Source organism: Streptomyces sp. NPDC093598, from assembly GCF_044764825.1.
Classification (GTDB): domain Bacteria; phylum Actinomycetota; class Actinomycetes; order Streptomycetales; family Streptomycetaceae; genus Streptomyces.
Window position 1 is genome coordinate 179,747 of the sequence record NZ_JBIWIV010000010.1, and the last position, 21,938, is coordinate 201,684.

At 71.0% G+C, this 21,938-nt stretch carries 25 protein-coding genes and 1 pseudogene; 15 read left to right on the top strand and 11 right to left on the bottom strand.

Annotated elements, in window-relative coordinates:
• Positions 1 to 9: 9 nt before the first annotated feature.
• A complete protein-coding gene (locus ACIRDU_RS26865) occupies positions 10 to 345 on the bottom strand; it encodes a DUF6233 domain-containing protein (RefSeq protein WP_403583659.1) in 336 nt (111 codons plus the stop codon).
• 45 nt (positions 346 to 390) lie between these two features.
• On the opposite strand from ACIRDU_RS26865, the gene ACIRDU_RS26870 reads away from it, so the two are divergent.
• Positions 391 to 612 (top strand): LexA family protein, encoded by a 222-nt coding sequence (locus ACIRDU_RS26870; RefSeq protein WP_403583661.1) that lies wholly within the window; start codon positions 391 to 393, stop codon positions 610 to 612.
• Positions 609 to 803 carry a hypothetical protein gene (locus ACIRDU_RS26875; protein WP_403583664.1) on the top strand — a complete coding sequence of 65 codons (195 nt, stop codon included), beginning with the start codon at positions 609 to 611 and terminating at the stop codon, positions 801 to 803. The genes ACIRDU_RS26870 and ACIRDU_RS26875 overlap by 4 nt, the downstream gene beginning before the upstream one ends.
• A 524-nt stretch (positions 804 to 1,327) precedes the next feature.
• Here ACIRDU_RS26875 and ACIRDU_RS26880 read toward each other — a convergent pair.
• From ACIRDU_RS26880 to ACIRDU_RS26895, 4 genes are all read right to left on the bottom strand, one after another.
• The gene (locus ACIRDU_RS26880) at positions 1,328 to 1,531 is read right to left on the bottom strand and encodes a hypothetical protein (RefSeq protein WP_403583667.1); all 204 of its coding nucleotides are present in this window, start codon (positions 1,529 to 1,531) and stop codon (positions 1,328 to 1,330) included.
• A 9-nt stretch (positions 1,532 to 1,540) separates the two neighbouring features.
• Entirely contained in the window at positions 1,541 to 1,720 is a 180-nt protein-coding gene (locus tag ACIRDU_RS26885; RefSeq protein WP_403583669.1) for a hypothetical protein, read from the bottom strand.
• Positions 1,721 to 1,754: 34 nt separating this feature from the next.
• Positions 1,755 to 2,000: a winged helix-turn-helix domain-containing protein gene (locus tag ACIRDU_RS26890; RefSeq protein ID WP_403583672.1), complete on the bottom strand. Its 246-nt coding sequence runs from the start codon at positions 1,998 to 2,000 to the stop codon at positions 1,755 to 1,757.
• A 380-nt stretch (positions 2,001 to 2,380) separates the two neighbouring features.
• On the bottom strand, positions 2,381 to 2,629 hold the full coding sequence (locus tag ACIRDU_RS26895; protein WP_403583675.1) for a helix-turn-helix transcriptional regulator: 249 nt from the start codon (positions 2,627 to 2,629) through the stop codon (positions 2,381 to 2,383).
• A 247-nt stretch (positions 2,630 to 2,876) separates the two neighbouring features.
• Between ACIRDU_RS26895 and ACIRDU_RS26900 the strand changes: the two genes are divergently transcribed.
• Together ACIRDU_RS26900 and ACIRDU_RS26905 are read left to right on the top strand one after the other, a co-directional pair.
• Positions 2,877 to 3,116 (top strand): hypothetical protein, encoded by a 240-nt coding sequence (locus ACIRDU_RS26900; RefSeq protein ID WP_403583677.1) that lies wholly within the window; start codon positions 2,877 to 2,879, stop codon positions 3,114 to 3,116.
• Positions 3,117 to 3,315: 199 nt separating this feature from the next.
• On the top strand, positions 3,316 to 3,573 hold the full coding sequence (locus tag ACIRDU_RS26905) for a hypothetical protein (RefSeq protein WP_403583680.1): 258 nt from the start codon (positions 3,316 to 3,318) through the stop codon (positions 3,571 to 3,573).
• Here the strand turns inward: ACIRDU_RS26905 and ACIRDU_RS26910 are convergent.
• Positions 3,518 to 4,255, bottom strand: a complete 738-nt coding sequence (locus tag ACIRDU_RS26910; protein WP_403583682.1) for a glycerophosphodiester phosphodiesterase — start codon at positions 4,253 to 4,255, stop codon at positions 3,518 to 3,520. The two genes, ACIRDU_RS26905 and ACIRDU_RS26910, sit on opposite strands and share 56 nt — an antisense overlap.
• Entirely contained in the window at positions 4,240 to 5,301 is a 1,062-nt protein-coding gene (locus ACIRDU_RS26915) for an adenosine deaminase (protein WP_403583684.1), read from the bottom strand. Before ACIRDU_RS26915 ends, ACIRDU_RS26910 begins: the two co-directional genes overlap by 16 nt.
• A 231-nt stretch (positions 5,302 to 5,532) precedes the next feature.
• Here ACIRDU_RS26915 and ACIRDU_RS26920 point away from each other — a divergent pair, with 231 nt between their 5' ends.
• Together ACIRDU_RS26920 and ACIRDU_RS26925 are read left to right on the top strand one after the other, a co-directional pair.
• Positions 5,533 to 6,162 (top strand): DUF4190 domain-containing protein, encoded by a 630-nt coding sequence (locus ACIRDU_RS26920; RefSeq protein WP_403583686.1) that lies wholly within the window; start codon positions 5,533 to 5,535, stop codon positions 6,160 to 6,162.
• Between the two features lie 69 nt (positions 6,163 to 6,231).
• Complete coding sequence (locus tag ACIRDU_RS26925; protein ID WP_403583689.1) at positions 6,232 to 6,696, top strand: DUF4190 domain-containing protein; 465 nt, start codon at positions 6,232 to 6,234, stop codon at positions 6,694 to 6,696.
• Positions 6,697 to 6,747: 51 nt separating this feature from the next.
• On the opposite strand, the gene ACIRDU_RS26930 is transcribed toward ACIRDU_RS26925, so the two are convergent.
• Positions 6,748 to 7,323: an NADAR family protein gene (locus ACIRDU_RS26930; RefSeq protein WP_403583692.1), complete on the bottom strand. Its 576-nt coding sequence runs from the start codon at positions 7,321 to 7,323 to the stop codon at positions 6,748 to 6,750.
• 198 nt (positions 7,324 to 7,521) lie between these two features.
• Here ACIRDU_RS26930 and ACIRDU_RS26935 point away from each other — a divergent pair, with 198 nt between their 5' ends.
• The 7 genes from ACIRDU_RS26935 to ACIRDU_RS26965 all read left to right on the top strand — a co-directional run bounded on the left by ACIRDU_RS26935 (position 7,522) and on the right by ACIRDU_RS26965 (position 15,290).
• Entirely contained in the window at positions 7,522 to 9,057 is a 1,536-nt protein-coding gene (locus ACIRDU_RS26935; RefSeq protein ID WP_403583695.1) for a gamma-aminobutyraldehyde dehydrogenase, read from the top strand.
• Between the two features lie 55 nt (positions 9,058 to 9,112).
• Positions 9,113 to 10,360, top strand: coding sequence for a spermidine/putrescine ABC transporter substrate-binding protein (locus ACIRDU_RS26940; protein ID WP_403583697.1), 1,248 nt, complete (start codon positions 9,113 to 9,115; stop codon positions 10,358 to 10,360).
• A gap of 5 nt (positions 10,361 to 10,365) precedes the next feature.
• Entirely contained in the window at positions 10,366 to 11,511 is a 1,146-nt protein-coding gene (locus tag ACIRDU_RS26945) for an ABC transporter ATP-binding protein (RefSeq protein WP_403583836.1), read from the top strand.
• Positions 11,511 to 12,440 carry an ABC transporter permease gene (locus ACIRDU_RS26950; protein ID WP_403583700.1) on the top strand — a complete coding sequence of 310 codons (930 nt, stop codon included), beginning with the start codon at positions 11,511 to 11,513 and terminating at the stop codon, positions 12,438 to 12,440. The genes ACIRDU_RS26945 and ACIRDU_RS26950 overlap by 1 nt, the downstream gene beginning before the upstream one ends.
• Complete coding sequence (locus ACIRDU_RS26955; RefSeq protein WP_403583703.1) at positions 12,441 to 13,241, top strand: ABC transporter permease; 801 nt, start codon at positions 12,441 to 12,443, stop codon at positions 13,239 to 13,241.
• Between the two features lie 18 nt (positions 13,242 to 13,259).
• Positions 13,260 to 14,678 (top strand): NAD(P)/FAD-dependent oxidoreductase, encoded by a 1,419-nt coding sequence (locus ACIRDU_RS26960; protein ID WP_403583706.1) that lies wholly within the window; start codon positions 13,260 to 13,262, stop codon positions 14,676 to 14,678.
• Positions 14,679 to 14,819: 141 nt separating this feature from the next.
• The gene (locus ACIRDU_RS26965; RefSeq protein ID WP_403583709.1) at positions 14,820 to 15,290 is read left to right on the top strand and encodes a hypothetical protein; all 471 of its coding nucleotides are present in this window, start codon (positions 14,820 to 14,822) and stop codon (positions 15,288 to 15,290) included.
• Here ACIRDU_RS26965 and ACIRDU_RS26970 read toward each other — a convergent pair.
• Positions 15,272 to 15,952: a phosphatase PAP2 family protein gene (locus ACIRDU_RS26970; protein WP_403583712.1), complete on the bottom strand. Its 681-nt coding sequence runs from the start codon at positions 15,950 to 15,952 to the stop codon at positions 15,272 to 15,274. The genes ACIRDU_RS26965 and ACIRDU_RS26970 overlap by 19 nt on opposite strands.
• 56 nt (positions 15,953 to 16,008) lie before the next feature.
• On the opposite strand from ACIRDU_RS26970, the gene ACIRDU_RS26975 reads away from it, so the two are divergent.
• Positions 16,009 to 17,697, top strand: coding sequence for an acyltransferase (locus tag ACIRDU_RS26975; protein ID WP_403583714.1), 1,689 nt, complete (start codon positions 16,009 to 16,011; stop codon positions 17,695 to 17,697).
• Between the two features lie 36 nt (positions 17,698 to 17,733).
• Here ACIRDU_RS26975 and ACIRDU_RS26980 read toward each other — a convergent pair.
• Both ACIRDU_RS26980 and gabT read right to left on the bottom strand, forming a co-directional pair.
• Positions 17,734 to 17,955, bottom strand: a pseudogene (locus ACIRDU_RS26980) (phosphoesterase); the annotation flags it as partial.
• A 163-nt stretch (positions 17,956 to 18,118) separates the two neighbouring features.
• Positions 18,119 to 19,453 carry a 4-aminobutyrate--2-oxoglutarate transaminase gene (gabT, locus tag ACIRDU_RS26985; protein WP_403583716.1) on the bottom strand — a complete coding sequence of 445 codons (1,335 nt, stop codon included), beginning with the start codon at positions 19,451 to 19,453 and terminating at the stop codon, positions 18,119 to 18,121.
• A 251-nt stretch (positions 19,454 to 19,704) separates the two neighbouring features.
• Here gabT and ACIRDU_RS26990 point away from each other — a divergent pair, with 251 nt between their 5' ends.
• Positions 19,705 to 21,837: an ATP-binding protein gene (locus ACIRDU_RS26990; RefSeq protein ID WP_403583718.1), complete on the top strand. Its 2,133-nt coding sequence runs from the start codon at positions 19,705 to 19,707 to the stop codon at positions 21,835 to 21,837.
• Positions 21,838 to 21,938: the final 101 nt, after the last annotated feature.

Consider the following 21,938-nt stretch of genomic DNA (forward strand, 5'->3'; position numbering starts at 1 on the left):
GCGCAGCGCCTAGTCGAGGAACCCGAGCTCACTGTCTGGCCGGCACGCCCCGCAGGCTTTGACCCCGTCGGCGAGGGCCCGCAGCGCCTCGTCCCGCCGGATGCCCTTGACCCGCTTGCCGCTGTTCCAGCAGTCGCCGACGTGCACCTGCACGGGCGGGCTGTCGCGGTTGAGGCCGAGCTCGATCAGCCAGTCCGGTGGTGCCGGCCGCCGTTCGATGCCGGTCTGCCGCTCCTGCTCCCGCGTCTCGGCCGCCGCGATGGCCCGCCGTACCTGGTCGAGGGTGAGCTGGAGCCACGTCTCCAGGGTGCGGAGGCGGGGCAGGTCGGGCGGCAGGTCGGTCACGTCTCCAGCTTGCACCAAAAATCGAACAAGGTTTCTACTGTGGTCATGGGTAGACACCGGGTCGAGTACCTCACCGACAGGCAGGAGCAGCTCCTCCGCCACATCCGCACGGCCATCACCGACCAGGGCGAAGCTCCCACCGTCGCCGAGCTCGCCGCCGCCATGAGCATGCAGCCGTCGTCCGTGCACTACCAGCTGGTCGAGCTGGAGACGAAGGGCGCGATCGTCCGCGAGCCGAACCGGCACAGAGGGATCCGGCTCGCATGAACCCCGGCCGCTACCACCTCACCCTCACCTCCGACGGCCACCCCGCCATGCACGGCTGGTGGGGAAGCGAGGTCGTCGCCCGCGGCAAGGTCACCGGCTGGATCGGGCAGTGGGGCCGCCCCGGGGCGCGCATCACCCTTGTCGACGAGGGCACCGGCACGGTGTTGACGACCTGGCCGGACGAGGCGTGATCTGCTGGCATGCTGGGGATCATGGCCCATCGCCCATACCCGGTCCCCGAGCGCGCCCTGCGGCAGATCATGCGCCGGCACCGAAACGAACTCCCGCCGCACCTGCTGCCCGCCGCCCGCCCGCTACAGGGGCCTGCCGGCGAGTACCGCCTGTCGACGCGACGCCTCAGCGTTGTCAGTGGCGGCGCTTAAGCTGCAAGGAACATCCCGACGAACAAGCCGGGTTGCTCTGGCCCCGCCGCGGCGTGATGCACCGAGGCGGGGCTTGCTGCTGTCACCAGCCCGAGCTGTTGCCGCACTGCCTGTTCGTACACACATAGCTGACGACGACCTTCGGGTCCGGATCGGTATCGAAGGCGCCGGATGCGTCCGCCCTACGAGGCTTCTCGGTGCCGCCGCATTCGGTGCAGCGGCGAGGCTTCAGCAGTAGGGCTTCTGACAAGGGCATCTCACTCTGATCGCTCATGTCCTGACGGTGACACAGGATCGGCGGCTTGTCTGAGACGCTATCCCCCTGCCGCAGCTCAGGCGTCGGCCTCCGCGTGCCGCACGGCCTTCTTCAGCGCCATCTCCACGTCGTAGCGCGACATCCCAACCGCCTCGGCGTGCGCGGTGATGGCGTCCTGGACGGCGTTGGCGGTGGCGACGGTGAGCCGCCCAGCCCGGTGCTCCTCCCAGGCGGCGCGCTCCAGGGCTATCAGATCGTCGGGGAACTCTATGTCGCTCACGAGCGGATCTTAAGCGGCGGTCGTAACATCCCCGCGCTCGACCTGCCTCAGCTCGGCCAGCAGCCGCCGGTACTCCTCCCGCTGCTCATCGCTCAGCCGGGCATCCCGGTGCGAGAACAGCGCACGGATCGCCGCGTTCAGCTCCTCGACAGAGCGCGCGGGGCCCGAAGGCGGGGGAGTGGTGGGCATGCCGATCAGGGTAGTGCTCCCCTCTGACAGCGGGCTATGACTTCGGCGGCTGGGGCAGTTCCGTGACGAACGTGCCGATCCCTGGCTGCATCTCCGCCAGGCCGGCCTTCCGCAGCTCGGTCAACACGCGCTTCGCGGTCACCTGGCTGATCCCGAACTCGTCACAGATCCCCATCGCCGACGGCAGCCGGCCCTCGGGCGGATACGTGCCGTCGAGGATGCGCTCCGACATCACGGCGTACACCTGCCGCCACCTCGGAATCTCCGGCTCCCACTTCATGATCCCGAAGCTAGGACGACCTACCCGGACACGCGAGATCAGACGACCCATACGACCTATACCGCCTATCTCGCAGCGGTACCCTGCAATGCAGGACCCCCGCGGCCGCGGACACGGCCCGGGGGCATGGCCGACGAGCACAAGGTGGTGCGTCGACGTGGACGAGGGTAGAGAGCATCCACCAGCTGGCGGAAGCGGGCCGCCCATAGCGGCGGCCGGCGTCCGCCTCAGCAAGGTGCAGGAGGCCTACGGCCGCTACACAGGGCACGCCACCCGCTGCTGGACATGTCGCGCCATCGACGAGCGATGCGGCGTGGGCGAGGGGCTGCACCGCGCCTACCGAGAGGTCGACGAGACCGCCCGGCGGCAGCTGAGCAACGTCACTCACCCGGAGGCAGAAGAGCCGCCGGCTGTATCTCCAGCGCCCGCGCGAGGAGCAGCAGGTCCGCATACCGCGGGTCGCTGACGGCCCGCTCGTACCGCTGGACGGTGCGCCGCTCGACCCCCATCCGGTCGGCTAACTGGTCTTGCGACAGGCCGAGGGCACGTCGGCGTTCGGCGATGCGGTCGCCGAGGGCGAGCTGTTCAGAGCGGACCCAGTCGGGGCGAGGGTTGCGGCGGGCTGGCACTCGACAAACCGTTGAGGGAAGTCGATCATGTGTCAGTACCTAAACTGTCGCTTCTGACCCCTCATCGCACCCTCAGCCCTGCGGCTATCTGGCATATGTCGCAGGGCTCGCTGTAGTGTGCATGATTCGAACGTGTGTTCACCTGATCGAGTGAACGTCCAGTGAGCAGGGTGTTTCACCCCGGGCAGCGGGAACCAGCGCTATGCGCCCCCCACGCACCCCGCACCAGCACTACCTAGGAGACGCGATGGAGCGCCAGCAGATCCTCGACCTGTACGAGTGGGACGACGGCGTCTGCTTCCGCCACCCCAACCGAGGCACGATCCCCACCGCCTGCGTCAAGGTTCTCCACCCCCGCGGCGTCGGCCAGCACCAAGTGCGCGCCTGCGGAGACTGCGTCATCGGTATGGAAGACATAAGGCGTGAGGCCGCCGCCCGGGCGGGGAGCAAGTACGAGCCGGGGCACATCGGCGAGTGCGACTTGTAGGGCATAGCCGCAGGTCCGGACCCCGCTGAGGGCGGACTCCTGGGGAGGATCTGGGGAGCCGAGACCGCAGGGGAGCGTATGGGGAGGGCTAGAAGTTGAACTCAAAGGCACTTGCGGGAACTCAAAGGTATTGAAAGGCAGCAGGCCAGAGCGGCAAGGGCCCGGCAACCGCACAATCCGCCCTGACCGAGCTGGCCAGATGTGGCAGAACGAGTACTTCTACCTCGACGGCACCGTCACCCTCACCCAGAACGAACGGGGCTGCGACTACGGCCTGACCGTCTTCCCGTCGAGCTGGGAGGCCGTGGACGAGGACGTCAACGAGGGGCCCGGCCAGGGCGCCCTCCGCTACGGGCTCGTCCGCGACACCGGCACGGACAGTGCGCCGGTGCCGCAGTACGTCACGCGCTCGACCCCGTCCGATCCGGCGACGGTGCCGCAGCGCTCGCGCGTGTAGCGCACAGCACGTCGACGCGGTTCGTCGTGATCGAGTCCACGCCCGCCTCGAGCAGCCGTCGCATGGAGCGGCGGGTGTCGGGGGTCCAGACGGACAACAGGTAGCCGTCGCGGTGCACGCGCTCGGCGAGGGGGCGGTCCACCAGCGAGAAGCGGTAGTTGAGCCAGCGCGGGCGGATCGCCTCCAGCAGGACGGGCCGGGGCGGGGCCAGCGTCGTCCAGGTGAGCGCGATCTCGGCGGCCGGGTCCGCCGCGCGCACGGCGAGCATGGCGTCGGCGCCCGCGCAGTAGTAGACCCGGTCCGCCGCCCCGGCCTCCGCCACGACTCCCGTGATCCGGCGCACCGCCCGCACGCCGGGCGAGCCGGGCAGGTCGATCATCACCCGGTGCCCCACGGTCGCGGCCAGTGCCTCGGCCAGGGTGGGCACCCCGCCGCCGGTCAGCCCGCGCACCTCCTCCCAGGACAGGGCGAGCACCGGCCGCTCGTGCTCCCAGAGCCGCTTCAGCGTCGCGTCGTGCAGCAGCACCGGCACGCCGTCACGGGTGAGCCGTACGTCGACCTCCACCGCGTCCGCGCCCCGGCGCAGCGCGGAACGCAGCGAGGCGACGGTGTTCTCGCGGACGCGGTAGGGGTCGCCCCGGTGGGCCACGGCGACCGGGGCGGGCGTCACCGGGAGAGCCACTGCGCGGTGTACGTCTCGATCTCGCCGGTGATCCGGGCCTTGCCCGCCGCGTCCAGGAAGGACGCCCCGACGGCGTTCTTCGCCAGCTCGGCCAGGCCCCGCTCGTCGAGGTCGAGCAGCCGGGCGGCGACCGCGTACTCGTTGTCGAGGTCGGTGCCGAACATCGGCGGGTCGTCGGAGTTGATGGTGACGACGACCCCGGCCCGCACGAACTCCTTGATCGGGTGCTCGTCGAGGGTGCGGACCGCGCGGGTGGCGATGTTCGAGGTGGGGCAGACCTCCAGCGGGATCCGGTGCTCGGCGAGGTGCGCGAGCAGCTTCGGGTCCTGCGCGGAGCTGGTGCCGTGCCCGATGCGCTCGGCGCGCAGATGGGTCAGCGCGTCCCACACCGTCTGCGGGCCGGTCGTCTCGCCGGCGTGCGGTACGGAGTGCAGGCCGGCGGCGATCGCCCGGTCGAAGTACGGCTTGAACTGCGGCCGCTCCACGCCGACCTCGGGTCCGCCGAGACCGAAGGAGACCAGGCCCTCCGGGCGCAGCCGGTCGTCGGTGGCGAGCCGGGTCGTCTCCTCGGCGGCCTCCAGGCCCGCCTCGCCGGGAATGTCGAAGCACCAGCGCAGCACGGTCCCGAACTCGGCCTCGGCGGCCTTGCGGGCGTCCTCGATCGCGTCCATGAAGGCGCGCTCGTCGATGCCGCGGCGGGTGGACGAGAAGGGAGTGATGGTCAGTTCGGCGTACCGCACCTGCTGCCGGGCCATGTCACGGGCCACCTCGTACGTCAGCAGCCGGACGTCCTCCGGGGTGCGGATCAGGTCGACGACCGACAGGTACACGTCGATGAAGTGCGCGAAGTCGGTGAACGTGAAGTAGTCCACCAGCGCCTCGGGGTCGGTCGGCACCTTCGAGTCGGGGTGTCGCGCGGCCAGTTCGGAGACGATCCGGGGAGAGGCGGAGCCCACGTGGTGCACATGCAGTTCGGCCTTGGGCAGTTCGGCGATGAAGTCCGTGAGATCGCGCGGGGCGTGGGGGTCGACGAGATGCTGGGTCAAGGTTCCTCCCCGGAACGGCGCCCCGGCCGGCACAGGGCTGGCGGGCGCGGGTGATCGGCTGATCGATGACTCGGATTCATCGTATGCGGTGGGGCGATGCCGCTTCCCGGGGGCGGGGCCGTAGCGATCCGCGGCCGCGCCGCGAGGGCGCGGCCGGCCCCGCACCCGCACTGTGGCCCGCACGAACGGCCCCGTAGCATGGCGGCACGATCCACCCAGGGGGGATGCACGATGACGGACGCGACGCAGCCAGACGGCGGCAGCCACGACCCGTGGGCGCCGCCGGAGAGCACGCCCTCGCTCGACAAGAACCCGGCGCCGCAGCCACCGTCCGTGCACGACCAGGCCACGGTCACCTCCATGCCGGGATTCACCCCGCCCACCGGCACACCGCAGTTCGACCCGTCCGGTGCCGGCACCGGTGCCGTCCCGCCCCCGCCCGTGGCTCCCACCGGCCCCGGAGCGACCGGCGGCTACGGATACCCCGGCTACCCCCAGGCCGGCTACGGCTGGCCCGGCATGCCCCCGGCCCCCCAGAACGGCATGGGCGTCGCCGCGATGGTGCTCGGCATCATCTCCTGCACCCTCTTCTGCCTCTACGGCGTGGTCTCCCTGGTCACCGGCATCCTCGCCGTCGTCTTCGGCATCAAGGGCCGCAAGCGCGCCGAAGCCGGAGTGGCCACCAACCACGGTCAGGCCCAGGCCGGTCTGATCATGGGCATCATCGGGATCATCCTCGGCATCACGGTGATCGTCCTGATCGCCGTCGGCATCACGGCCGCGATCAACAGCGACAGCTCCGACGACGACCCGTACTACGGCAGCCTCGGCCCGGTGGCCACCGCCCCGTCGCACCGCTGAAACTGCCGCCCTCCACGGCCGACTTGGCCACTACGATGCCCTGGTCTGACAACGGAGGGGAGATCGTCCATGTCCAACACCAACCCGCCCCCGGGTGGTTTCGGCCCGCCGGCCCAGCCGCCGCAGCAGCCGGCCCCGGGGTACGGCTATCCGCAGCAGCCCGGCCCGGGCTACGGCTACCCCCAGGGCAGCCCCGGCTACCCGGCCGCGCCGCCCGTGGGCTACCCGCAGGCGCCCGGCTACGGGATGCCCGCGCAGCCGAGCAACGGCATGGGAACCACGGGACTGGTGCTGGGCATCATCGGCGTGGTGTGCAGCCTGACCTTCCTGCTGTGGTTCTTCGGCGTGATCCTGGGCATTCTCGCGATCATCTTCGGCGCCATCGGCCGCGGCAAGGCCACCCGCGGTGAGGCCACCAACAAGGGCGCGGCGACCGCGGGCCTGGTCTGCGGCATCATCGCCACCGTGATCCTGCCGCTGCTGGGCTTCCTGCTGTTCGCCGGCATCATGGGCGGGCTCGGCGCGGCTGCCTGAGCGGAGCTCCCGGAGTGCGGGAGGGGCCGGTCCACGGGACCGGCCCCTCACTCATGCTCCGGTCGCCCGCAGCCGCTCCCGCGCCTCCATCAGCGCGAAGCCCAGCAGATTGGGCCCTCGCCACCGCTGCGGATCGGCCGCCGCCTCGTCGTCCGCGGCAAGACCGATGCCCCACACCCGGTCCACGGGGCTCGCCTCCACCAGCACCCGGTCGCCCGTGCCCAGCAGGTACGCCAGCAGCTCGGGATGCGCGCCGAACTTGTGGACGCTGCCCTCCACGACGATCCGGAACCGCTCCCGCCGCCAGGTCGCCTCGTCGAAGCCGCGCACCAGTCGTCCGGCCTTCTTCGCCTCGGCGGGATGCCCCGCGGCCAGCGCGGCACGCTCCGCCGCGGCGTCCTCGAAGAGCCGGGCCTTCTCCGCCATCATCCAGTGCTCGGCCGTCGCGTAGACCACGCCGTCCACCGCGAACGGCGCCGGCCACCACTGGCTCAGACAGCTCGCCCCGATCCGGCCGTCCGGCCGCGGGCGGTGCCCCCAGAAGTGCAGATACTTGATCTTCGCCCCCGCGCGGACCGCCCTGATCAGAGCCTCCTGCGAGCCGACCGCCCCCGTGATCTTCTCCATGCACGCGAGTCTGGCACGCACCACTGACACAGCGTCCTGCTTTTCGCGGGGGACTCGACACCTGGTCGACAGATTCCGTCGCGTAACCAAAAATCAACAACGGAATCCCTTGTTGGAGTGGCATACCTCTGTCAGGATCGGCACTCAAATCGAGCCTGAGCCACGCCGGCCCCATCAGGGGACACGGAGGAGAGCGACATGCACTACCCGGGCACTGCCACCCCGGACCGATTTCCGGCCGAGGAGCGCTTCGCGGAGGGCGCGCAGTACATCGCGGGCCGTCTGACCAGGGGCACCTCCGGCCGCACGCACGCGGTCGTCGATCCGGCGTCGGGCGAGGAGGTCCTCACCTACGAGCTGGCCGGCAGGGCCGACGTCGACCGGGCCGTCGCCGCCGCCCGCGCGGCCTTCCCGGGCTGGGCGGGGACGACCCCGGGCGAGCGGTCCGACGCCCTGCACCGGTTCGCCGCGGTCCTCGCCGACCGGGCCGAGGACTTCGCCCGCGCCGAGTCGCTCCAATGCGGCAAGCCGCTCAAGCTGACCCGCGAGTTCGACGTCCCCGGGACCATCGACAACACCGCCTACTTCGCCGGTGCCGCACGGCACCTCCAGGGGCAGTCAGCCGGTGAGTACTCCGGCGACCACACCTCGTACGTCCGGCGCGAGCCCATCGGGGTCGTCGGGTCGATCGCGCCCTGGAACTACCCCCTCCAGATGGCCGCGTGGAAGATCCTCCCGGCGATCGCCGCGGGCAACACCATCGTCCTGAAGCCCGCCGAGCTCACCCCGCTGACCTCGCTGCTCTTCGCCCAGGCGGCCACGGACGCCGGGATCCCGGACGGAGTGATCAACATCGTCACCGGCACCGGCAGGGAGGCCGGAGAGCACCTCGTCGGCCACGCGGACGTGGCCATGACGTCCTTCACCGGCTCCACCGCCGTCGGCAAGCGCGTCGCCGAGGTCGCCACCGCCACCGTCAAGCGCCTCCACCTGGAGCTCGGCGGCAAGGCGCCCTTCGTGGTGTTCGACGACGCCGACCTGGAGGCCGCCGCCCACGGCGCGGTCGCGGGCTCCCTCATCAACACCGGGCAGGACTGCACGGCCGCCACGCGCGCGTACGTCCAGCGGCCGCTGTACGACGCCTTCGTGGAGCGGACCGCGGAACTCATGGAGACGGTCCGGCTCGGCGACCCCTTCACCGCCGGCACCGACCTCGGCCCCCTGATCTCGCACGTCCAGCGGGACAGGGTCGCCGGTTTCGTGGACCGGGCACGGGCCTACGCGCGCGTGGTGACCGGCGGCGAGGCACCCGAGGGGGAGCTCGCCAAGGGCGCCTACTACCGTCCCACCCTGATCGCCGACGCGGCCCAGGACAGCGAGGTCGTCCAGTCGGAGATCTTCGGCCCGGTCCTGGTCGTGCTGCCGTTCGACACCGACGACGAGGGCCTCGCACTCGCCAACGACACCCCGTACGGCCTGGCCGCCTCCGCCTGGAGCCGGGACGTGTACCGCGCGAACCGGGCCACGCGCGAGATCAAGGCCGGCTGCGTCTGGATCAACGACCACATCCCGATCATCAGCGAGATGCCGCACGGCGGCTACAAGTCCTCCGGCTACGGCAAGGACATGTCCGCGTACTCGTTCGAGGAGTACACCCAGATCAAGCACGTCATGTTCGACAACACCGCGGTAGCGGCCAAGGACTGGCACCGCACCGTCTTCGGGGATCGATAGCCGCATCAGGCCGCCTGACCAACGGCCGTCCACCCTCCGAAAGGGCACCACGCGCATGGAGCAGTACGAGCCCGACCGCCTGTCCGCGGCCCAAGTGGCCGCCATGCGGCGCAGTTTCAAGAACGGCAGGGCCGCCCTCACCCGGCGGTCGCTGCTGCGCGCCTCCGCGGGCGGGGCGCTCGCGGCCGGCGGACTGGGGACGCTGAGCGCCTGCGGCATCCCGGCGGCCGGCAAGTCGCAGGGCGGCGTCTCGGCCGAGGACCACTCGGCCAAGGAGAAGACGGTGAGCTTCTCCAACTGGACCGAGTACATGGACGTCGACGACAGCGGCAAGCACCACCCGACCTTGGACCAGTTCGCCCAGCGCACCGGCATCAAGGTCAAGTACACCGAGGACATCAACGACAACAACGAGTTCTTCGGCAAGATCAAGCCGCAGCTGGCCGCGGGCCAGGACACCGGCCGCGACCTGATCGTCCTCACCGACTGGCTGGCCGCCCGCCTCATCCGCCTCGGCTGGGTGCAGAAGCTCGACCCGGCCAACCTGCCGCACGCCTACGCCAACCTGTCGGCCCAGTTCCGCAGCCCTGACTGGGACCCGGGCCGCGCCTACTCGTACGTCTGGCAGGGCATCTCCACCGTCATCGCGTACAACAAGAAGGCCCTCGACGGCGTCGAGGTGACGTCGATATCCGACCTGCTCGACAACCCCAGACTCAAGGGCCGGGTCGGCTTCCTGTCGGAGATGCGCGACAGCATCGGCATGACGCTGCTCGACATGGGCAAGGACCCGGCGGACTTCACCGCCGACGACTACGACGCGGCCATCGCCCGCCTCCAGAAGGCCGTCGACAAGGGTCAGATCCGCCGCTTCACCGGCAACGACTACACCTCGGACCTGACCAGCGGCGACTTCGCGGCCTGTGTCGCCTGGGCCGGTGACGTCGTCCAGCTCAAGGCGGACAGCCCCGACATCGACTTCCTCATCCCGGACAGCGGCTACGTGACGTCGACCGACAACCTGCTGATCCCCAACAAGGCCCGGCACAAGACCAACGCCGAACGGCTCATCGACTTCTACTACGAGCCGAAGGCGGCCGCCGAACTCGCCGCGTACATCAACTACGTGTGTCCCGTCGACGGCGTGAAGGCCGAGCTGCAGAAGATCGACGAGGACGCGGCGAACAACCCGCTGATCATTCCCGACAAGGCCATGGCCGCCAAGTCTCACGCCTTCCGCTCGCTGAGCTCGAAGGAAGAGACCGAGTTCGAAGCGAAGTTCGCGAAGCTGACGGGGGCGTGACCACCATGACGAACAAGACCGACCCCAGCGGCGACGTCCGCCTCACGGGCATCGCCAAGACCTACGGCGCCTTCACCGCCGTCCACCCGCTCGACCTGACCGTGCCTCAGGGCTCCTTCTTCGCCCTGCTCGGCGCCTCCGGCTGCGGCAAGACCACCACCCTGCGCATGATCGCCGGCCTGGAGGAACCTTCCGCCGGCACCGTCTTCCTGGGCGACCAGGACGTGACCGCGCTGCCCCCGTACAAGCGGCCGGTCAACACGGTCTTCCAGTCGTACGCCCTCTTCCCGCACCTCGACATCTTCGAGAACGTCGCCTTCGGCCTGCGCCGGCGCGGTCTGAAGTCGGTGAAGAAGCAGGTCGAGGAGATGCTGGAGCTCGTGCAGCTCGGCGAGCAGGCCCGCAAGAAGCCGCACCAGCTGTCCGGCGGCCAGCAGCAGCGCGTCGCCGTGGCCCGCGCCCTGATCAATCACCCCAAGGTGCTGCTCCTCGACGAGCCGCTCGGCGCCCTCGACCTGAAGCTGCGCCGCCAGATGCAGCTGGAGCTCAAGCGCATCCAGACCGAGGTCGGCATCACCTTCATCCACGTCACGCACGACCAGGAGGAGGCCATGACCATGGCCGACACGGTCGCCGTGATGAACGGGGGCCGCGTCGAACAGCTGGGCTCACCGGCCGACCTCTACGAGAACCCGCGCACCACGTTCGTCGCGAACTTCCTCGGCACCTCGAACTTCATCGAGGCCGAGGTCGACTCCAAGAGCGGCGAGGAGATCGTGCTGAAGGCGGGCGGCGGCAAGCTCGTCCTGCCCGGGGCGCGCTGTTCCGCGCCCGCTTCCACCGGCGGCAAGGTGCTGGTCGGCGTCCGCCCGGAGAAGATCTCCCTCAGCCACGCGGACGACGCCGGGGAGATCCCGGAGGGCCGCAACCGCATCACGGGCCGGATCGCCGACTCCAGCTTCATCGGCGTCTCCACGCAGTACGTCGTCGACAGCCCGGTCTGCTCCGACTTCGAGGTCTACGCCCAGAACATCGACCGCGACCCCCGACTGGTGCCCGGCGCCGAGGTCGTCCTGCACTGGAACCCGGCCCACACCTTCGGTCTGGACGCCGCCCAGGACGCCGACGCCGGAGTGGAAGAGGCGGCCTGATGTCGACACTCACCGAGGCGCCACCGCCCCTCGCACCGGAAGCACCCGGGCCGAAGCCCCCGAAGCGCCGGGGCCGCTGGACGCCGTACTGGCTGCTGCTGCCCGGCATCCTGTGGCTGGTCGTCTTCTTCGCGCTGCCGATGATCTACCAGGCCTCCACGTCCGTGCAGACGGGCTCCCTGGAGCAGGGCTACAAGGTCACCTGGCACTTCGCGACCTACTGGGACGCGCTGTCCGCCTACTGGCCGCAGTTCGTCCGCTCGGTGCTCTACGCGGGCACGGCGACGATCCTGTGCCTGCTGCTCGGCTACCCGCTGGCGTATCTGATCGCCTTCCGGGCCGGCCGCTGGCGGAACCTGATCATGATCCTGGTGATCGCGCCGTTCTTCACCAGCTTCCTGATCCGCACCCTGGCCTGGAAGACGATCCTCGCGGACGGCGGCCCGGTCGTCGGCGCGCTCAACACGCTGCACGTCCTGGACGTCACCAGCTGGCTCGGCTGGACCGCCGGCGACCGCGTCCTCGCCACCCCGCTCGCGGTGGTGTGCGGTCTGACGTACAACTTCCTGCCGTTCATGATCCTGCCGCTCTACACCTCGCTGGAGCGCATCGACGGCCGGCTCCACGAGGCCGCCGGCGACCTGTACGCACGCCCCTCGACGACCTTCCGCAAGGTCACCTTCCCGCTGTCGATGCCGGGTGTCGTCTCCGGCACGCTGCTCACCTTCATTCCGGCGGCCGGTGACTACGTGAACGCCGACCTGCTCGGCTCCACCGACACCCGCATGGTCGGAAACGTCATCCAGACGCAGTTCCTGAGAGTGCTCGACTATCCGACGGCCGCGGCACTCTCCTTCATTCTCATGGCGGCCATCCTGCTCATGGTCACCCTCTACATCCGCAGGTCCGGGACGGAGGATCTGGTCTAAATGCCCTTCGTCAACTGGCTCAAGAGAAATCTCGTCGTCCTGGCGGGACTGCTGACCCTCGGCTATCTGCTCCTGCCGAACGTCATCGTCACGGTGTTCTCCTTCAACAAACCGAAGGGGCGCTTCAACTACGAATGGCAGCGATTCTCCCTCGACGCCTGGAAGGACCCGTGCGGCGTCTCCGGGCTGTGCGGCTCGCTGTCCCTCAGCCTCCAACTAGCGTTCTGGGCGACACTCGGCGCCACCCTCCTGGGCACCCTGATCGCGTTCGCCCTGGTCCGCTACCGGTTCCGCGCCCGCGGCGCCGTGAACTCGCTGATCTTCCTGCCGATGGCGATGCCCGAGGTGGTCATGGCCGCCTCGCTGCTCACCCTGTTCCTCAACATGGGCGCCCAGCTCGGCTTCTGGACGATTCTCATCGCCCACATCATGTTCTGCCTGAGTTTCGTGGTGACAGCCGTCAAGGCGCGTGTGATGTCGATGGACCCGAAATTGGAGGAGGCGGCACGGGACCTGTACGCGGGCCCGTTCCAGACCTTCGTCCGGGTCACGCTGCCGATCGCGGCACCCGGAATCGCGGCGGGCGCACTGCTCGCTTTCGCGCTCTCCTTCGACGACTTCATCATCACGAATTTCAACGCCGGCTCGACCGTCACGTTCCCCATGTTCGTCTGGGGCTCGGCGCAGCGCGGAACGCCCGTTCAGATCAATGTCATCGGGACGACCATGTTCGTCGTCGCCGTACTGTTCGTCCTGGTTTCCATGATTGCCGGAAACCGCCGCAACAGACAAAAGGCATAACCGTAGGGAGTTGACATCATGGCCCCGAGCGCCATGAATCAGTGGATCCGTTCGCTCTCGGACGCCCAGCCGGTCCCGTACTGGCTGGACGACCCCGGCCGGCCCCGCCCCGAACCCGCCCTCACCACCTCCGAGACCTGCGACCTGCTGGTCGTCGGGGGCGGCTACAGCGGGCTGTGGACGGCGCTGATCGCCAAGGAGCGCGACCCGCAGCGGGACGTGGTGCTGGTGGAGGGCCGCGAGGTGGGCTGGGCCGCCTCCGGCCGCAACGGCGGATTCTGTGCCGCATCCCTCACCCACGGCCTGCCCAACGGCCTCACCCGCTGGCCCGACGAGATCCACAAGCTCCAGGAGCTGGGCGCCCGCAACCTCGACGAGATCGAGGCGGCGGTCGCCCGGCACTGTCTCGACTGCGACTTCGAACGCACCGGCGAGATCGACGTCGCCACCGAGCCCTACCAGGCGCGGGAGCTGCGCGAGTGGCACGAGGAGACGGCCCGCCGGGGCCTGGCCGAGGGCGTCGAGTACCTGGACGCCGACGCCGTACGGGAGCAGGTGGACTCACCCACCTTCCAGGCGGGCCTGTGGGACCGCAGGGGCGTCGCCATGCTGAACCCGGCGAAGCTCGCCTGGGGCCTGAAGCGGGCGTGCGTGGAGCTGGGCGTGCGCGTCTACGAGCACACCCCTGCCCTGACCCTGAAGCCGTACGGCCCCGGCATGGCCGTACGCACCCCCTACGGCCGGATCCGCGCCCGCCGGGTCGCCCTCGGCACCAACATCTTCCCGAACCTGGTCAGACGCGTCCGCTCGTACACCGTCCCGGTCTACGACTACGCCCTGATGACCGAGCCGCTCACCGCCGAGCAGCTCGACTCGATCGGCTGGAAGAACCGCCAGGGCCTCGGCGACAGCGCCAACCAGTTCCACTACTTCCGCCTGTCCGCCGACAACCGCATCCTGTGGGGCGGCTACGACGCGATCTACCCCTACGGCGGCCGCGTCCGCGCCGAGTACGACGACCGCCCCGAGACCTACGCAAAGCTCGCCGGGCACTTCTTCACCTGCTTCCCGCAGCTGGAGGGCGTCCGCTTCAGCCACGCCTGGGGCGGCGCGATCGACACCTGCTCCCGCTTCTCGGCGTTCTTCGGCACCGCCCACCAGGGCAAGGTGGCCTACGCCGCCGGGTACACCGGCCTCGGGGTCGGCGCCACCCGGTTCGGCGCCGACGTGATGCTGGACCTGCTGGCGGGAGAGCCCACGGAGCGCACCGAACTCGAGATGGTCCGCAAGAAGCCGCTGCCGTTCCCGCCCGAGCCGTTCGCCTGGACCGGCATCGCCCTCACCAAGTGGTCCCTGGCCCGCGCCGACGCCCAAGGTGGCCGCCGCAACCTGTGGCTGCGCACGATGGACCGGCTGGGACTGGGATTCGACAGCTGATCGACCGGGTGTGATCCGGTTCACTCCAACGGGGTGCCGGAACCCGCGTAATGACCGGGGGGACACCCCCTTCTCCCTCGTGATGCCCTCCGGACGCCCCGCGCGTCCGCGAGGTCCGCGAGAGTAAAGGGGGTCTTTCCGATGACCGGTGCGAAGACGGCGGTCGAGTGGCTCGCATCCGTCGCACCCGATCCCGAGGCCTGCCGCTGGGAGTGGGAGCGCAACCCGCTCGGGGTCGCTCTGCTGCCGGCCGGCAGCGCCTGGGACGTGCTCATCCTGCCCGGCGAACTCGGCTACGCCACGCTCGACGTACTCACCCGCGTCCTCGACCGGCCGGGCCCCGTGCTCGTCGACTTCGGCGACGCCCGCATGGGGTTCTTCGTGCCGCCGGGCACCGCGGCCCGATGGCTCGGAACGGGCATCCGCACGGCGGGCGCCGGCACCTGGATCGTCGTGCCGTACCCGGGCCGTTCCTCACCCGGCGGTGTCCGCTGGCTGGTCCCCCCGGACGGCTCGGGCATGCTCACGGACCCGGCCCTGCTGGAACTGGCGATGCACGAGGCGGCGGCCGGGCCGGCGACGCAGAACGACGGTCAGGGCCCAGGTGGTTGAGACCCGCCGGGCGTCGTCACCGCCCGGACGAAGAGCCACAGCGACGACAGCAGCACCGCGCACAGACACCAGCTGGCCACCACGTCCAGTGGCCAGTGATAGCCGCGGCGGACCAGGCCGTAGCTCACGCCGAGGACCAGCGCGACGCACAGGGTGATCAGGGTGCGGCGGGCGAGGTCCGTGCGGAGCCGGCGAAGCAGGAGCAGGGTCGCGGAGCCGTAGGCGATGGCGGCCGTGGCGGTGTGCCCGGACGGGTAGTAGCCGGTGCCGGGCGGTTCGGCCGGGGTGCCCGGGCGGGCCGTGAGTTCCTTCAACGGAACGACCAGCGCCGGAACCAGGGCCATGAGCAGGGCCGCGGTGGCGACGGGCAGCCACCAGCGGTCCGTGCCGGCGCGCCGGTCGCGTACGGCGACGTACCCCAGCGCGACGGCGAGGACCGGGACCGCGACCTGGACGTTGCCCAGGTCGGCGAGGAGTTCGGAGCAGCGGTCCGGGTTCACCAGAAGGCGGCTGAGGCGCTCGTCGAGCCGGACGAGCGGGCCGTGGGCGACGACCTGCCAGGTGATCAGGGCGAAGAGGAGAGCCGGAAGGGCGAGCAGGAGGGCGGCAGAGCCCGTAGAGCCCGGGAGCGCGGCGCGTTCCCGGTTCGCGGAGATCGGCATGGGGCACAGCTTGGCACGAGCACGAACGCCCACTCGCCGCCCTCGCGGAGGATCACGTGAACCAGCCGTCGAACGACGCCGGCCTCTTCGACCACTGCCCCTGGCTCTTCGCGGAGCAGGCCTCCGACGGGCAGCGCGCGGCACAGGAACAGCGGCGGGAGCGGCTGCTCGCGGGGCCCGGGGAGGTGCGCCTGGGCGAGGGCTGTTTCGTGGCCGAGACGGCGGCCGTGCACCCGGACGTCCTGCACCTGGGCGACCGCTCGTACATCGCGGCCCACGCCTACGTCACCGGCGACATACGCACGGGCGCCGACTGCATGCTCAACCTCTTCACGGTGGTGCGGGGCACCGTCACCCTCGGGGACGGGGTGCGCATCGGCGCCCACAGCTCGCTGCTCGGCTTCGACCACGGCTCCGCGCCCGGCCTGCCGGTCCATCAGCAGCCGGTCACCAGCCGGGGGATCACGGTGGGTGACGACGTGTGGATCGGCTCGCAGGTGATCGTCGTGGACGGTGTCACCATCGGCGACCACTGCGTCATCGGCGCGGGGGCCGTCGTGACGAAGGACCTGCCCGCGTGGACGGTGGCGGCGGGCAACCCGGCGCGCCGGATCCGGGACCGGCGAGAGCCGCGGGGAGTCAAGCGCCCCGCCGGCGCCGAGGCCCTCGCGGAGCGACTGGCGGACGTCGCCGGGACCGCCCGGGCTGAGGCGGCCGGCCTGCTGGACCGCTCCTGGCGTCCGGACACCGGCCGCTATGCCGACCGGCCCGGCACCGAGCCGACCGTGCGGGCGCACTGCGACGCCGTCGAGATCGCCGACCTGCTCCTGGGACACGTACCGTCGCACCTGCCGGCCGCCGAACACGTCGAGCGGCTCAGGGCGTTGCAGGACCCCGCCACCGGCCTGGTCCCCGAGTACGGCGCGGCCCCGCCGCTCCCCGGCCCGGCCGGACTGCCGGAGGACGACGGGGCCGCGGCCTATCACGTGCTGTGCGTCGGCTACGCGCTGGACCTGCTCGGCGGTTCCTTCGCCCACCCGGTCCACGCGGTGCGGACCACGACGGCCGACCGGCTGGTCCGGCACCTGGCCGAACTGCCCTGGGCCGACCGTGCCTGGCACGCCGGGGCATGGATCGACTCCTGGGCCACCGCCGCGCACTGGAACCTGCGCGCCGGTGGCGAGGCGGCCGCGCCGGGCGCGCTGGAGGCGCTGTTCGGCTGGCTGCACACCCACGCCGACCCGTGGACCGGGATGTGGGGCTCACCCACCCGGGAGGCCGGACGCCTGCAGATGGTCAACGGCTACTACCGGCTCACCCGCGGTTCCTTCGCCCAGTTCGGCCTGCCCGTACCGCACGCGGAGCGGGTGATCGACACGGTGCTGGACCACGCGCGCGACCCCCGCCACTTCGCACCCGGCCGCGAGAACGCATGCAACGTCCTGGACGTGATCCACCCCCTGTGGCTCTGCGCCCGGCAGACCACCTACCGCTTTGAAGAGGCCCGTTCCTGGGCAGCGAACCAGCTCACCGCCGCCCTGCGCCGCTGGCACCCCGGCCAGGGCTTCGGCTTCGGCCCGACGCCCGACGGCACCGGCCCGGGACGTGAACCCGGCCTCCAGGGCACGGAGATGTGGCTCGCGATCATCTGGCTGCTCGCGGACGTCCTGGGCCTCTCCGACATCCTGGGCTACCGCCCACGGGGGATCCATCGCCCTGAGCCCGCGCCGGCCGAGAAGGCCTGACCAAGAGGCGCGATGCCGCACAAGGGGGGCAGAAATGGAGGTCGGCCGCCCCGGAACAGGGGGGGTGGTTCCGGGGCGGCCGTCCGGACCGGAACGTCGCGCGCCCCGGGGGGTTTGGGGCGGGCGACTGTCCGATCGGTGAGGAGATCCAGAGCCTCAGGCTCCGTTTGTGTGCGCGAGGGCACGACCAGGTCGAAGCTGGGGAGGCCCCGGCCTGATGTCACCCACAGTCCCCTGTGGGCGGGGTGTATCTCTCATCTGGGTAGAACCTACGACAGGGGCAGGGCGCAGGACAGGCCGTAGGGCCCCCTGTCATCCACCTCGCACACCTTCTTCACACGCTCTTCCGCTCGCCGCCCCGGTAGCGGAACCGAGGCGGCTCACCTGCCCGGACGGCGGCTCAGATGCGCGCGCCGAAGGTTCAGATGCGGGAGAACGCCTGCTCGATGATGTCGAGGCCCTCGTTCAGCAGGCTCTCGCCGATCACCAGCGGGGGCAGGAAGCGGAGCACGTTGCCGTAGGTGCCACAGGTCAGGACCAGCAGGCCCTCGGCGTGGCAGGCCTTGGCGAGCGCGGCGGTCGCCTCCGGGTTCGGCTCCTTGGTGGCGCGGTCCTTGACCAGCTCGATGGCGATCATCGCGCCGCGGCCACGGATGTCCCCGATGGCGTCGAACTTGTCGGCCATGGCGGTGAGGCGGGCTTTCATGATCGCCTCGATGTTCTTGGCCTTGGCGTTGAGGTCGAGCTCCTTCATCGTCTCGATGGAGCCGAGCGCACCCGCGCAGGCGACCGGGTTGCCGCCGTAGGTGCCTCCCAGGCCGCCGGCGTGCGCGGCGTCCATGATCTCGGCGCGCCCGGTGACGGCCGCGAGCGGCAGACCACCGGCGATGCCCTTCGCCGTCGTGATGAGGTCCGGGACGATGCCCTCGTCCTCGCACGCGAACCACTGGCCCGTACGGCAGAAGCCGGACTGGATCTCGTCGGCGACGAAGACGATGCCGTTGTCCTGCGCGAACGTGCTGATCGCCGGCAGGAAGCCCTTGGCCGGCTCGATGAAGCCGCCCTCGCCGAGCACCGGCTCGATGATGATCGCGGCGACGTTCTCCGCGCCTACCTGCTTGCTGATCTGGTCGATGGCCTGCGCGGCGGCCTCGGGGCCGGCGTTCTCAGGCCCGGTCGGCCAGCGGTAGCCGTACGCCACCGGCACCCGGTACACCTCGGGGGCGAACGGGCCGAAGCCGTGCTTGTACGGCATGTTCTTCGCGGTCAGCGCCATCGTCAGGTTGGTGCGCCCGTGGTAGCCGTGGTCGAACACCACGACGGCCTGTCGCTTGGTGTACGCCCGCGCGATCTTCACGGCGTTCTCGACGGCCTCGGCGCCGGAGTTGAACAGGGCGCTCTTCTTGGCGTGGTCACCGGGGGTCAGCTCGGCGAGCGCCTCGGCGACCTCGACGTACCCCTCGTACGGCGTGACCATGAAACAGGTGTGGGTGAAGTCGGCCAGCTGCGCCGACGCCCGCCGTACGACGGCCTCGGCGGAGGCGCCCACGGACGTCACGGCGATGCCCGACCCGAAGTCGATCAGACGGTTGCCGTCGACGTCCTCGATGATCCCGCCGCCCGCCCGCGCCGTGAACACGGGCAGCACGGACCCCACGCCCTGCGCGACCGCGGCGGTGCGGCGGGCCTGCAACTCCTGCGACTTCGGACCGGGAATGGCGGTGACGACGCGGCGCTCCTGCGGAAGTGCGGTCATGCGGGGCTCCTGGGTGGTGCGGATGGTCTGTTACGGACGCTCGGGTTCTTTTCTCGCAGGCTAGGGCGGGGGAAGGGGGGTGGGCATGCTCCATGTGGGCGTTGTCGGTGGGACGGCTTGTCCGGGGTGGACATGGCAGTCTCGTGGGCCGGTGCCCACGACCCGGCCGCGTAAGCGGTGAACTCCCCAGGGGAGGGCGTTAGATTGGCTCGCTGATGGTGGACGGAGCGGCTGGTCAGGGGGCAAGGGCGATGGACAGCGACGGGACGCAGGACGCGCGGGGTACGCATGCGAGTCCCGTGCCGCGCCCGGCGGGACCGCCGGAGGTGCCCGCGATGCCTCCCCGGCCGCCCCGGGCGCCGGCGACACCGCCGCTGCCGGACGGGTCGGCCTTCCTCGCCTGGCTGCGCACGCCACGGCCCGACGCCGCGCCGGGCGTGTGGCGGTTCGGGCACCGGCCGCGGCCCGCGGAGGAACCCGAGGAGGTCCCCACCCGGCAGCTGCTGAGCGGGGCACTGATCGCCTTCCTCGTGGGCTGGCTGATCTGGTCGCTGCTCCAGAACGGCTACCTCGGCACCTGGTGGTGGGTGCCGTTCGACCTGATCGTTCCCGACGCCTGGCGGGGCGGCGACAGCGACCTCGGCGAGACCGGGACGTTCATCGTCTACCAGGGGTACGAACTGCTCGTCGCCTTGGCGATCATGGTGGGGGCGGCCCGGCTCGGCCGCTGGGGCGAGGTGTGGCGTCGCTTCGTCACCCCCCGCTTCCGCCGGCCGGAGGCCCCGGAGACTCGTGCGACTCCCGAGGACGACCCGGCCCAGTGGAACGAGCTGCGCGCCGCCGGGGCCGTCGACGCCGCCGAGCGGCTCGCCGCCGAGGCCCGCTCCGGGCTGATGCGGGACGTCGACCATGCCCGGATCCTCCGTGCCTGGCAGGGCGTGCGCACCGGACGGCACAGCCTCGCCACCTTCAGCGGCGCCGTGCTCAAGGACGGCGCCGCCGCGTGCCTCCATCCCTCCGGGGAGCGCGACCTGCCCGCCCGGCTCGCCCGGCACGACCTGGTCACCGGGCAGGTGCGGCTCGGGACCACCGTGGACGACGCCCGCAACCCGTACACCTACCGCGGCACCGGACTGGCCCTCGGGCCCGACCTGCTCGGCACCTCGCTGGTGGCCGTCGGACCCGCCGGCTCCGGCAAGACCGGGACCGTCGTGCGGCCCCTCGCCGAGTCGCTGTGTCTGCACGCCCTCGCCGGGCGGGCCGCCGTGGTCGTCGTCGGGGCGGCCGGGGCGGGACTCGGGCCCGCCGACGCGTACGACGTCGTCGTGCGGATCGGGAACCAGGAGTCCGAGTACGACCTCGACCTGTACGGCGGCACCACCGACCCGGACGAGGCCGCGGCCGTGCTCGCCGAGGCGCTCGTCGGGGATCTCGCCGATCCGCATCCCGGCAGCGACAGCCGGCGCTCGACCACCGTCCTCGCCCAGCTGCTCGGGCCGTTCCGGGCCGTCCACGGGCGTTTCCCCTCCGTACCGGAGCTGCGGCAGCTGCTCGACGGCGCGCCGGGGCCGTTCGCCGCGCTGCGGCAGGGGCTTCAGGAGGCCGGACAGGACTCGCTGCTGCGGGAACTGGACGCCCGGGAGCGGCAGATGGGGCAGCCCGGGGACGTCGGCGGGGTGCTGGGCGATCGCGTCGCGCTGCTCGACCGGCCCGCCTTCGCCGGGTTCTTCGACACCTCCGGGCAGTCCCGGCCCTTCACGCTCAAGGCCCTCGACCACCCGGTGCGGGTGCGCATCGACCTGCCCCAGCGCGGGCACGCCGACGCCTCCCGGATGCTGGCGCGGCTGGTGCTCGCGCAGTTCACGGCCAGTGTCGCCGTACGGGAGGACCGGTCGCTGTTCGCCTGCCTGCTGCTGGACGACGCGACCGGGGTGGTGACGCCCGAGGCCGTGCGCGGCATCCAGCGGCTGCGGTCCGGCAACGCCGGGGTCGTGCTCACCCTGCGGACGCTGGACGACGTGGCCCGGCCGCTGCGCGGACCGCTGCTCGGCGCCACCGGATGCCGGATGGCCCTGTCGGGGCTCACGCCCTGGGACGGGCAGGACTTCGCCGAGGTGTGGGGCAAGGAGTGGACCGAGGCCCGGGACGTCACCGACCGGCAGATCATCGCGGAGACCCCGGCGGGCAAGGCCGTGCACATGCTGCGCCGGGTGATCACCGGCAAGGCCCCGACCGCACGGGCTGTGACCGTACGGCAGGTCGAGCGGGAGCGCTGGTCCGCCTCCGAGCTGGCGCACGGCGTTCCGGCGGGGCACGCGGTGCTGTCGCTGACCGACGTCAAGGGCGAGCACGCGCCACCGCTGCTGGTCGATCTGCGGGGCTGACCCCGCAGGGCCCGTGCGGGTACGCGGGGATCGTACGGTGAGGCAGAATCGTCACAGGTCGTTCATACGCGGCGGCCAAAACACCACACCGATCACACCGC

What these genes read in the sequence shown, in the direction of transcription:
- ACIRDU_RS26870 (WP_403583661.1), top strand. Translation starts at nt 391, where the DNA reads ATGGGTAGACACCGGGTCGAGTACCTCACCGACAGGCAGGAGCAGCTC.
- ACIRDU_RS26875 (WP_403583664.1), top strand. Translation starts at nt 609, where the DNA reads ATGAACCCCGGCCGCTACCACCTCACCCTCACCTCCGACGGCCACCCC.
- ACIRDU_RS26885 (WP_403583669.1), bottom strand. Translation starts at nt 1,720, where the DNA reads ATGCCCACCACTCCCCCGCCTTCGGGCCCCGCGCGCTCTGTCGAGGAG.
- ACIRDU_RS26890 (WP_403583672.1), bottom strand. Translation starts at nt 2,000, where the DNA reads ATGAAGTGGGAGCCGGAGATTCCGAGGTGGCGGCAGGTGTACGCCGTG.
- ACIRDU_RS26900 (WP_403583677.1), top strand. Translation starts at nt 2,877, where the DNA reads ATGGAGCGCCAGCAGATCCTCGACCTGTACGAGTGGGACGACGGCGTC.
- ACIRDU_RS26905 (WP_403583680.1), top strand. Translation starts at nt 3,316, where the DNA reads ATGTGGCAGAACGAGTACTTCTACCTCGACGGCACCGTCACCCTCACC.
- ACIRDU_RS26920 (WP_403583686.1), top strand. Translation starts at nt 5,533, where the DNA reads ATGACGGACGCGACGCAGCCAGACGGCGGCAGCCACGACCCGTGGGCG.
- ACIRDU_RS26925 (WP_403583689.1), top strand. Translation starts at nt 6,232, where the DNA reads ATGTCCAACACCAACCCGCCCCCGGGTGGTTTCGGCCCGCCGGCCCAG.
- ACIRDU_RS26930 (WP_403583692.1), bottom strand. Translation starts at nt 7,323, where the DNA reads ATGGAGAAGATCACGGGGGCGGTCGGCTCGCAGGAGGCTCTGATCAGG.
- ACIRDU_RS26935 (WP_403583695.1), top strand. Translation starts at nt 7,522, where the DNA reads ATGCACTACCCGGGCACTGCCACCCCGGACCGATTTCCGGCCGAGGAG.
- ACIRDU_RS26940 (WP_403583697.1), top strand. Translation starts at nt 9,113, where the DNA reads ATGGAGCAGTACGAGCCCGACCGCCTGTCCGCGGCCCAAGTGGCCGCC.
- ACIRDU_RS26945 (WP_403583836.1), top strand. Translation starts at nt 10,366, where the DNA reads ATGACGAACAAGACCGACCCCAGCGGCGACGTCCGCCTCACGGGCATC.
- ACIRDU_RS26950 (WP_403583700.1), top strand. Translation starts at nt 11,511, where the DNA reads ATGTCGACACTCACCGAGGCGCCACCGCCCCTCGCACCGGAAGCACCC.
- ACIRDU_RS26955 (WP_403583703.1), top strand. Translation starts at nt 12,441, where the DNA reads ATGCCCTTCGTCAACTGGCTCAAGAGAAATCTCGTCGTCCTGGCGGGA.
- ACIRDU_RS26960 (WP_403583706.1), top strand. Translation starts at nt 13,260, where the DNA reads ATGGCCCCGAGCGCCATGAATCAGTGGATCCGTTCGCTCTCGGACGCC.
- ACIRDU_RS26965 (WP_403583709.1), top strand. Translation starts at nt 14,820, where the DNA reads ATGACCGGTGCGAAGACGGCGGTCGAGTGGCTCGCATCCGTCGCACCC.
- ACIRDU_RS26970 (WP_403583712.1), bottom strand. Translation starts at nt 15,952, where the DNA reads ATGCCGATCTCCGCGAACCGGGAACGCGCCGCGCTCCCGGGCTCTACG.
- gabT (WP_403583716.1), bottom strand. Translation starts at nt 19,453, where the DNA reads ATGACCGCACTTCCGCAGGAGCGCCGCGTCGTCACCGCCATTCCCGGT.
- ACIRDU_RS26990 (WP_403583718.1), top strand. Translation starts at nt 19,705, where the DNA reads ATGGACAGCGACGGGACGCAGGACGCGCGGGGTACGCATGCGAGTCCC.